Source organism: Pseudoalteromonas sp. CO348 (assembly GCF_004208845.1).
Lineage (GTDB): Bacteria > Pseudomonadota > Gammaproteobacteria > Enterobacterales > Alteromonadaceae > Pseudoalteromonas > Pseudoalteromonas maricaloris.
Window position 1 is genome coordinate 49,277 of sequence record NZ_SGPI01000006.1, and the last position, 9,160, is coordinate 58,436.

General features: G+C 40.9%; 11 protein-coding genes. 7 read left to right on the forward strand and 4 right to left on the reverse strand.

Going from position 1 to position 9,160, the window contains the following annotated elements:
- Positions 1 to 5: 5 nt before the first annotated feature.
- Both EXT48_RS01675 and EXT48_RS01680 read right to left on the reverse strand, forming a co-directional pair.
- Positions 6 to 209: a hypothetical protein gene (locus tag EXT48_RS01675; protein ID WP_010604378.1), complete on the reverse strand. Its 204-nt coding sequence runs from the start codon at positions 207 to 209 to the stop codon at positions 6 to 8.
- Positions 209 to 568 (reverse strand): hypothetical protein, encoded by a 360-nt coding sequence (locus tag EXT48_RS01680; protein ID WP_223193819.1) that lies wholly within the window; start codon positions 566 to 568, stop codon positions 209 to 211. The genes EXT48_RS01675 and EXT48_RS01680 overlap by 1 nt, the downstream gene beginning before the upstream one ends.
- Positions 569 to 817: 249 nt before the next feature.
- Between EXT48_RS01680 and ccoG the strand changes: the two genes are divergently transcribed.
- From ccoG to EXT48_RS01705, 5 genes are read left to right on the forward strand one after another with little or no spacing between them, the layout of a single operon-like run.
- Complete coding sequence (ccoG, locus tag EXT48_RS01685; protein WP_130163412.1) at positions 818 to 2,275, forward strand: cytochrome c oxidase accessory protein CcoG; 1,458 nt, start codon at positions 818 to 820, stop codon at positions 2,273 to 2,275.
- 44 nt (positions 2,276 to 2,319) lie between these two features.
- Positions 2,320 to 3,294: a serine/threonine protein kinase gene (locus tag EXT48_RS01690; protein WP_130163413.1), complete on the forward strand. Its 975-nt coding sequence runs from the start codon at positions 2,320 to 2,322 to the stop codon at positions 3,292 to 3,294.
- A 16-nt stretch (positions 3,295 to 3,310) separates the two neighbouring features.
- On the forward strand, positions 3,311 to 3,934 hold the full coding sequence (locus tag EXT48_RS01695; RefSeq protein WP_130163414.1) for a thiol:disulfide interchange protein DsbA/DsbL: 624 nt from the start codon (positions 3,311 to 3,313) through the stop codon (positions 3,932 to 3,934).
- An 18-nt stretch (positions 3,935 to 3,952) separates the two neighbouring features.
- Positions 3,953 to 4,582 (forward strand): thiol:disulfide interchange protein DsbA/DsbL, encoded by a 630-nt coding sequence (locus EXT48_RS01700; RefSeq protein WP_010604382.1) that lies wholly within the window; start codon positions 3,953 to 3,955, stop codon positions 4,580 to 4,582.
- 48 nt (positions 4,583 to 4,630) lie between these two features.
- Entirely contained in the window at positions 4,631 to 5,089 is a 459-nt protein-coding gene (locus tag EXT48_RS01705; protein WP_130163415.1) for a DUF523 domain-containing protein, read from the forward strand.
- Positions 5,090 to 5,099: 10 nt separating this feature from the next.
- Here EXT48_RS01705 and trmA read toward each other — a convergent pair whose 3' ends face one another.
- Complete coding sequence (trmA, locus tag EXT48_RS01710) at positions 5,100 to 6,194, reverse strand: tRNA (uridine(54)-C5)-methyltransferase TrmA (RefSeq protein WP_130163416.1); 1,095 nt, start codon at positions 6,192 to 6,194, stop codon at positions 5,100 to 5,102.
- Positions 6,195 to 6,358: 164 nt separating this feature from the next.
- On the opposite strand from trmA, the gene EXT48_RS01715 reads away from it, so the two are divergent.
- Both EXT48_RS01715 and murI read left to right on the forward strand, forming a co-directional pair.
- Entirely contained in the window at positions 6,359 to 7,486 is a 1,128-nt protein-coding gene (locus EXT48_RS01715) for a DUF5610 domain-containing protein (protein WP_010378547.1), read from the forward strand.
- 63 nt (positions 7,487 to 7,549) lie between these two features.
- Entirely contained in the window at positions 7,550 to 8,326 is a 777-nt protein-coding gene (gene murI, locus EXT48_RS01720) for a glutamate racemase (protein WP_130163417.1), read from the forward strand.
- Here murI and EXT48_RS01725 read toward each other — a convergent pair whose 3' ends face one another.
- Positions 8,327 to 8,794, reverse strand: coding sequence for an RNA-binding protein (locus tag EXT48_RS01725; RefSeq protein WP_045988290.1), 468 nt, complete (start codon positions 8,792 to 8,794; stop codon positions 8,327 to 8,329).
- Positions 8,795 to 9,160: the final 366 nt, after the last annotated feature.

The following is a 9,160-nucleotide window of genomic DNA, read 5'->3' on the forward strand; positions in this document are numbered from 1 at the left end:
ATGCTTTACGCGAGATCTAACTCGATAAATGTGCAACCCTGTTGGCATTGTGCCACAGCTCGATTTGATGTCGATTGGCTTAAACTGAGTGCAATGGGTTGCTGACAGCTGGGGCAATTGACAACACGTCCCTGACTAAGCTTTTTGATGAGTGCTTTTTGATCATTAAAGGATTTTGCCGACTTTTTATTTAATTGACTAAAGTCCATTATAATCCCTTCGCTTCATGAATGGCTTGCTCTGCAATTTCACAGATTTTGACGAGATCGGGGCCGTAAAAATACAAGTTATAGTCGTTTTCTTTACAATACTTGAGGTGGAAAAGCCTTACTTTTTCATCTGTTGCAAGGGCTTCGTCAATATAGCGCTTTTCGTCATCTGTCATGGTAATTGTTTTTACGACATTGGCTCTGGCGATCCTTGCAGCCGTACTGCGTTGTACTTTGCTGGACTCGCTGAGTACTTCAACGCCTTGACCGAGTAATCTATCTCTTGGCTCTTTAATCAATGGATGATCCACAGTAAACAGAGCAACGACTATAATGGCTAATACTAAGAATTTTTTCATAATCTGACGCTGATTTGATCTAGCTAACAAAAATCTTGTTCCTAGTGTAATAAACTTGTCTGTCAGGTCGCAACAAGTCTCTCATCATTTATGGTGGGTTTTAGCTCAACTTACTATTAATCATAGAGTTTCAAAGCGTATAATAGTAAGCGCTAAACTATGTCATGGGGCACATTGCAATAGTTTAGCCTGTATTTTTTAAGGTCACTGTAGCAAGTGCATCTCGTTCCAAAGCACTAAGGAGCTTCCATGGAGAACGAAAGAATCAAGGTTAAAAACATACCGTCTGAAGTAAAAATTCAAAAGCCAATAGGTGGCACTGAAGGGAAATCGCTCAATAGCTCTACGCCCGATCGTTTTAATCCTCGCAATCGCATATATGTCCGGGCGGTGTCAGGCCTACATCAACTGCTAAGAAGGCGTATCGGCTTTATTGGTATGTTGGCATTTATGGCTTTACCTTGGTTAAACTTTCACGGTCATCAAGCGGTGTTGTTCGATATTTTTGAGCAGAAGTTTAATATTTTTGGCATGACATTATGGCCACAAGATCTGACTATCTTTGCTTTTATTCTGATGATAGCGGCATTTGCTCTGTTCTTGGTGACCACCTTCTATGGCCGGGTATGGTGCGGCTACACCTGCCCGCAAACCGTTTGGACGTTTATCTTTATTTGGTTTGAAGAAAAGTTTGAAGGAACGGCAAACCAACGGAAAAAACTAGATCAGAGAGCGATGGATTTTGACAAGTTTTGGCGAAAAACGGCAAAACATGGTAGCTGGATACTCTTTTCACTGTATACCGCAATCACTTTTGTTGGTTACTTTACCCCAATCCGCTCGTTGATCCCTGATTTACTTACTTTCTCTGCAGGCTTTTATTCCGTCATTAGCATTATCGTGTTTACCATTTGTACTTATGGTAATGCCGGCTGGATGAGGGAAATCATGTGTTTACACATCTGTCCTTACTCTCGTTTCCAATCAGCCATGTTTGATAAAGATACATTTACCGTCGCCTATGATAGCGAACGAGGTGAAAGTCGAGGTCCTCGAGGACGCAAACAAGATCCAAAAGAGCTTGGGCTTGGAGATTGTATCGATTGCAACCTGTGCGTTCAGGTGTGTCCTACCGGTATCGATATTCGTAATGGCTTGCAATATGAATGCATCAACTGTGGTGCGTGTATTGATGCCTGCGATGGTGTTATGGATAAGATGAACTACCCGCGTGGATTGATTGCTTACACTACAGAGCGCAATTTAGAATCATCTAGCGAAAAGACCAAACCAGTACGTGGTAAATTAATCGGTTATTTATTGATTCTGGTTGTTATCACTGGTGCATTAGTTGCGAACATTGCGATGCGTAAGCCGATGGATCTTGATATCATTCGGGATAGAAATCAGCTTTATCGTGTCAATATTGAGGGATTGGTAGAAAATACCTATACCTTGAAAGTGATAAACAAAGCGCAAGTTGAGCAGAAATTTTCTATTGCAATAACAGGTCTAAGTAATTATCAGGTGATCGGTAAGCAAGAGGTGCACTTAGCAGCAGGCACGACATTAGATGTGCCACTCTCTGTTGTGATTGATCCATATGATTTGAAAAAGCCAGTCACTGAATTTGAGTTTGTGCTTATTAACCAAGACGATCCTGAAGAACGGCTGGCGCAGCCGACCAATTTCTTCAAAGGAAGATAACAAGGTAAAAGCGAGGTATAAAACCTCGCTTTTTTATAAACATTATGAACGATTTTAGTTTTAACGCGTTGACACCGGATCTTATTTTAGATGCGATTGAGGCACTTGAGATATATCCGACAACGGGATTATTGGCCTTAAACAGCTATGAAAACCGTGTTTATCAATTTGGTGCTGAGGACGGCAAACGTTATGTGGTGAAGTTTTACCGCCCAGCGCGTTGGACGGATGAACAAATTCTAGAAGAGCATGAATTCGCACTGGCAGCGAAAGAAGCTGAAGTGCCTGTTGTAGCGCCTTTACTTATTACTGGGCGTAGTCTGCATTTTTATGAAGGTTATCGCTATACGTTGTTTCCAAGCGTTGGTGGACGTCAGTTTGAGCTCGATAATCTAGATCACTTAGAAATTTTAGGTCGCTACCTAGGGCGCTTGCATTGTCTGTCGGCTGAGCGAGCATTCGAGCATAGACCACAGCTCAATACCCAGCGTTTTTTAATTGATGCGCAACAAACACTGCTAAAAAGCCAGTTAGTGCCTAGTCATCTACATACTCCATTTGTTACTATTCTTGAGCAAGTTATTAACAAAGCAACCTCAAAGTATCAAGTTGCCAAAACACTTCGGCTTCATGGGGATTGCCATGCTGGAAATTTATTGTGGTCTAGAGATCAATTGATGTTGGTGGATCTTGACGATTGTCAGCAAGGCCCTGCAATACAAGACTTGTGGATGATGTTAAATGGCGACCGCAACGAGCAATTGGTACAGTTAGACACCCTACTTATGGGTTACGAAGAATTTATGCCGTTTGATTCAAAAGAGCTTGCGTTAATTGAGCCGCTACGTGCCATGAGAATGGTGAATTATATGGCTTGGTTGGCACAGCGCTGGCAGGATCCTGCATTCGAACGGAACTTTTCTTGGTTTGCGACAGACAAATACTGGGAACAACAGATCCTAGCGTTAAAAGAGCAATTTGCCGCATTAGATGAACCAAGTTTGAGCCTATTTCCTTAAAATTAGAGAGAGTAACATGCTAAAAAAATTAAAAATCGCACTTATTGCATTACTTTTGCCCATTGCTGCGATGGCTTCAGACTTTACCGAAGGTGAGCACTACACAACCTTAACAACCGAAAAGAGTAAATCAGAGAAAGTTACCGAGTTTTTCTCTTTTTACTGTCCTCACTGTTTCCGCTTTGAACCAATTGCAAAAGCGATTGAAAAAAACTTACCAAAGGAAGCTCGCTTTGAAAAAAGCCATGTAAACTTCCTACAAGGTATTCCTACAGAGACGCAGAGTAATCTTAGCTATGCCTATATTATTGCCGAGCAAGAAGGCAAAGCGGATGTGATTGCTGAGAAGATTTTCAATACTATTCATGTTGAAAGAAACAAACTGTTAGACATTAAAGATTTGAAAACGCTAATGGAGTTAAATGGGATTTCTGCTGAAAAGTTTGATCAGGCTGTAACGAGCATGCCAGTCGTGAGTGCGGAAAATAACATGCTTAAAGCACAAGAAAAGTTTTCTGAAGCGGGGGCGCTTACAGGCGTTCCAACTTTTATCGTAAACGACAAATACAGAATCGAAATGAAAGGTATCAAGAGTCAAGAGCAGCTTGATGAATTGATTGCATATCTATTAAAAAAATAAGGACTGGAGAAAGTTAGTATGTTGAAAGTATTAAAAGGCTTAGCGGTTGCACTAATGCTTCCTCTTCTTGCTCAGGCTGCGCCATTTGAAGAGGGTGTGCATTATGAAGTTATTGCCGAGCGTGGCACGAAAAAGCCTGAGGTAATGGAGTATTTTTCTTTTTATTGTCCAGCCTGTAACGCAATGGAAAATTTAATCGTTGACGTTAAACCAAAGCTGGACGAGGGCGTTAAGTTTAAAAAGAGCCATATAGATTTTGTCGGTCCAAGAGAGCCTGAGATCCAACAGGTGTTAGCACAAGCACTTGCAACTGCTGAAGTGCTGCCACAAAAAGACAAGATAGTTGCAGCCATGTTTAATCATATCCATGGCAAGCGTGCAAAAATCAATGAACTTGCTGATGTAAAAGATATCTTTATTGCGCAAGGTGTTGAAGAAGAGAAGTTTGATAAACTTTATGCCAGTTTCTCTGTTCGTACTAAAGCTTCAAAAATGCAACGTATGCAGAAGACTCTTTCTGATAAAGGCGCGCTAACAGGGGTACCAATGTTCGTGGTGAACGGTAAATACAAGCTATTACTTCGTGAGTCTGGTACGACTAAGCCTGAGCAAATTGCTGCTTTGGTGAATTATTTAGCAAAGAAATAAAATCTAATTTGTATTAGACTAGCCCTGCAATTATTGCGGGGCTTTTTTATGTTTAAAATTTTAGTTTCTAGCTGTTTATTAGGTTATCCGGTGAGGTATGACGCCTCTTCACAAAGCCTTCAAGACAATACATTACAGTATTGGCGGCAAAAAAATTGGGTCTTACCGCTATGCCCCGAAGTATCTGGTGGTTTACCAACACCTCGCCCATCGGCTGAAATAACAGATGGTAAAGTTTTGAGTAAACAAGGGGATGATTTTACCTCCGCGTTTGAACTCGGTGCTAAAAAAGCGCTAGCGGCTTGCCTTCAGCACGATATAAAGTTTGCCTTGTTAAAAGAGTCCAGTCCGTCTTGCGGCAGCAATCTGATTTACGATGGTAGTCATACAGGTAAAAAAATAGTAGGGCAGGGGCTGACGGCGTCTTTATTACAGCAATCCGGTATTCAAGTATTTAGCGAAACTCAACTGCCAGCACTTATCACAGCGATGGCAGCCAGTCGTTAATCGTTAGAGATCACTTTCTCACTAAGTAAACGCCAGATTCAATATGATGGGTATAAGGGAACTGATCGAAAATCGCCATACGTGCGATTTTATGTGTTTCACATAACAAGGCTAAGTCACGCTCTAACGTGTCTGGATTACATGAGATATAAATAATGTTGTCGTAGTTGCTGACTAAGCGACAAGTCAATTCATCCATGCCAGCACGAGGCGGGTCGACAAGGATCGTTTGGCAATCATAGGACTGTAAATCAATACCATCTAATCGAGAAAACTTCTGCCCTTTCATGGCTTGTGTAAACTCTTCACTCGACATGCGAATAATATCTAAGTTATCGACTTTATTTGCTGCAATATTAAATTGTGCAGACTTTACTGATGATTTAGAGATCTCAGTAGCCAGCACTTTATTGAATGAGCCTGCCAATGCGATTGAAAAGTTGCCGTTACCACAATAAAGCTCTAGTAGGTCGTTGCTTAGCGGTTCACTAATGGACTGCGCCCAAGCTAGCATTTTCTGATTCACTTCCGCATTCGGTTGCGTAAAGCTGTTCTCAACCTGCTGATAAATATATCCTTTACCGTTAACGCTTAGTTTTTCAGTTACATAGTCGTTGCCAAACACAACCTTTTGTTTTCTAGCACGACCGATAAAATCAACTTTATAGGTTTGTTGCAATTCGGCTCTTAATGTCTGCATGGCAGTTTGCCACGCTTCATCTAACTGCTTGTGATAAAGTAAGCTGATCAGTACTTCACCGCTCAGCGTCGTGAGATAGTCGATCTGAAACAGTTTACGACGCAATATCTCGTTGCCTTTCAGCTGATGTATCATCACCTGCATCATTTCATTGACAAGCGGCGCACCAGGATCAAAGCTATCAACACGGATCTTTTCTTTTGTTTGCTGGTCAAACATGATGTGAAACAGATCTTCACCCTCATGCCATACTCTAAATTCACAGCGCTGGCGGTAATGGCGAGTTGCAGATTCATACACTTCAAGTGCAGGCGCATCAAACTGTGCAAATTGTGTTGTGATACGCTCAGCTTTATCTGCTAACTGTTGCTCGTATGCTGAATCATCAATTTTTATTACTGCCATGCTAAAACCATCTATGTTGAATTAAGAGGCGCTATTTTAGGGAGCGTTGCTAATTTGTCCAGTCTAGCATCACTGATGCGTCTGGTTTGCTGTTTTTTTAATCATTATACTTTAGCTTTGCGCAAATATGCCGATAATCTAACTAATATATTGGAGGGCATACCATGAAAATCGGGCAATTAAATCAGTTGCTCAATCCAGCGATGCAGCATAAGCCTGGAAAGAGCAAAGGGATAGGACCAAATATCCAAATTAATTCAGACAGCTATGCGGGGAATAAATCTAAGCTAGCAGCTAAAATTCTTGATGATAAGCTTGCAGAAGCGTTGGGGATTGAGAAGCCGACACAAGATAAAAAAGACAAGCCACTATTTGATTTTGAATCTATTGTCAAAAATGTACTCGATTTTGTTCAGGGTGCAGTGAAGAAAGCCAAAGTCGACGGCAAAAATGATGACGAATTGAAATCTATGCTAGATGGGGCACGTAAGGGCGTGCTACAGGGTATTGATGAAGCCAGCGAAGAGTTAAAAGGCATGGGCGCTTTCAATTCCGACATCGAAGATGGTATTGAAAAATCACGAGAAGGGATTTTTAAAGGTTTAGATGATTTTGAAAAAGAATTGTTTGAAGAAAAGTCACCAAAGGCATTAGCGATCAGTGCCGCACAGTTTGCGAGCCTTTCTAATCAGGCTGAATATGCATTTACTACAGCTGAAGGGGATGAAGTCGTTATTTCATTCTCCGATGCGTATGCTCAGGGGGCCGCTGCGAGTGTCGCGCAAAAAGGTAATGATTATGGCATGGCATATGGCACTAAGTCCTCTCACGAAGTCAGTTTCTCAATTAAGGTTAATGGTGAGTTGAACGAAGAGGAGCAGCAAGCAATTAACGATATGATGGAAGATATCCGTAATGTCAGTGACTCGTTTTTCGGTGGTGAATACGATGAAGCTTTCGATTTGGCAAAGTCGCTTAGTTTAAATTCCGATCAGATCACTAACTTCACGATGGATCTAAGACAAAGTAAAACGTCAGCTGCGATTGCTCAATATCAGCAAGGCAATCCAATGAAAGAGTTAGAGAAGGCATTTATGCCACTCAATAAGCAGTTAGCAGATATGCAAGAGCAGGCTAAGGGACTCAATGCCGATAAGGAGTTGCCAAACCTGCTTGCTTGGATGAATGAAGGTCAGTCGAGACTAAATGAGTTTTTGGATTATGCTAGTAGCTTTTTTAGTAAACTGAATGAACTAAATAAAGAGCAAGTAGAGCAAAAACAAACAAGCTAAGCCAGTTTATTTTCGCGAGGACTCATGGCAAACTTCATACTTCATTGATTTGAGGTATGAAGTTTGTCGCATATTTTGGTTTTCGATTCGGGGATCGGTGGCACCAGTGTGCTGTCGCACTTAAAGGCATGTTTGCAGGGGGTTTCATTTAGTTATGTTATGGACAATGCTTTTCTCCCATATGGCCTTCAGCCTCAAGAGCTAATCAAATCACGTATCAAGGGACTTATTCGTTGGCAACAGCAATACTTGGACAATGTTGATCTTATCGTTATTGCATGTAATACCGCTTCAACATACGCATTAGAAGAAGCCAGAAAACATACCCAGATACCAATTATAGGTGTGGTTCCTGCTGTTAAGCCTGCTGCATCTAGTTCAAAGACCAAGCACATCGCACTATTAGCAACACCGGCAACGTCAAATAATGCATATACGCATAAGCTCATCATGGATTTTACCTCAGGTTGTAAAGTTGAAACTTTGCATTCAACGGAGCTTGTAAGGATCGCTGAGCACTTTTATTGGCATAATGAGTTGGATAAAGAGGCACTGTGCGTGGAAATAGCTCGGCTTAACATTCCAGCCACTGTTGATAGGCTAGTGTTGGGGTGTACACATTTTCCTTTGATAGCTCACGATATCAAGAATTGCTTACAGAAGCATGTTGAGCTGGTTGATTCAGGCAAAGCAATAGCCAACCGTGCAGTGTCATTGTTGGGAAGTCAAATAGTAGTAGGAGAAAAGGTGCCGAGTGCATCGGAAGTGTGTTTCTATGCAACGGCACCAGTAATGGATAGTAAAGAAGTAATCTCTATAATTAATTTAAATAAAGATTAATTAAGCGGGTGAGTGATCCATCTCACCTTCAGGCTTTTGCTTTGCTTCTCTTACTTTTAATGTACGCTGTTGAAATTCACGCTCATTGAGTTGAGTAATCGCCTTTTCTGCATCTTGCTTAGACATCTCAACAAAACCAAAACCACGTCGTTTGCCTGTGTTTTTATCCTTAAGTAGACGAACTGAAAATACTTGCCCTTGCTCTTCGAAAAGTTCGCGGACAACATGTTCGTTGGCTCGATATGGTAGATTGCCTACATATAATGTAGTAGTTGATAAGTTTGATTGTTTTTCTTGTTGTGTATCACTTTTTAAAAACTGGCTTACTACACTACCGATGATAATACCTACGGCAAGCATAAGAGCAGCGTCGAGCTGTGTAGAGCTTAATGCAAGATCAACAATGAAAAAGCTCGCTACTGCAATAACCAAAGTGATCAAAATTACTTTATGATCAAAAGACTTCATATAAATATACCAATTAAAAGAAGGTTAAACATTAATTTAACAAATGAGTTAGCTATCTTAACGAGTTAATTAAACTTCGCAATAATTAATATAGTTCTGATAGTAAGATTTGTCCTTTTTTGCATGGTTTTTATACTAAAAAGTGGGTTTTGGTTGATGTTTGTTCGAACGATCGAAAAGATCGAAAAAAAGGGTTGCACTAAAATCGGATCGCCCTATAATGCGACCCCACTGACACGGGGAGCTACGCTGAAAAGCAAAGCAGCAACGAGTTAGCGTCAAGTGAAACTTAAGTTCGAAACTTCTTCTCAAGAAATTCAAAATTAAGTGTTGACAAAAAATCGGGAATGCTTAGAATGCACATCC

Coding starts and splice junctions, on each gene's coding strand:
- EXT48_RS01675 (WP_010604378.1), bottom strand. CDS start 209: ATGGACTTTAGTCAATTAAATAAAAAGTCGGCAAAATCCTTTAATGAT.
- EXT48_RS01680 (WP_223193819.1), bottom strand. CDS start 568: ATGAAAAAATTCTTAGTATTAGCCATTATAGTCGTTGCTCTGTTTACT.
- ccoG (WP_130163412.1), top strand. CDS start 818: ATGGAGAACGAAAGAATCAAGGTTAAAAACATACCGTCTGAAGTAAAA.
- EXT48_RS01690 (WP_130163413.1), top strand. CDS start 2,320: ATGAACGATTTTAGTTTTAACGCGTTGACACCGGATCTTATTTTAGAT.
- EXT48_RS01695 (WP_130163414.1), top strand. CDS start 3,311: ATGCTAAAAAAATTAAAAATCGCACTTATTGCATTACTTTTGCCCATT.
- EXT48_RS01700 (WP_010604382.1), top strand. CDS start 3,953: ATGTTGAAAGTATTAAAAGGCTTAGCGGTTGCACTAATGCTTCCTCTT.
- EXT48_RS01705 (WP_130163415.1), top strand. CDS start 4,631: ATGTTTAAAATTTTAGTTTCTAGCTGTTTATTAGGTTATCCGGTGAGG.
- trmA (WP_130163416.1), bottom strand. CDS start 6,194: ATGGCAGTAATAAAAATTGATGATTCAGCATACGAGCAACAGTTAGCA.
- EXT48_RS01715 (WP_010378547.1), top strand. CDS start 6,359: ATGAAAATCGGGCAATTAAATCAGTTGCTCAATCCAGCGATGCAGCAT.
- EXT48_RS01725 (WP_045988290.1), bottom strand. CDS start 8,794: ATGAAGTCTTTTGATCATAAAGTAATTTTGATCACTTTGGTTATTGCA.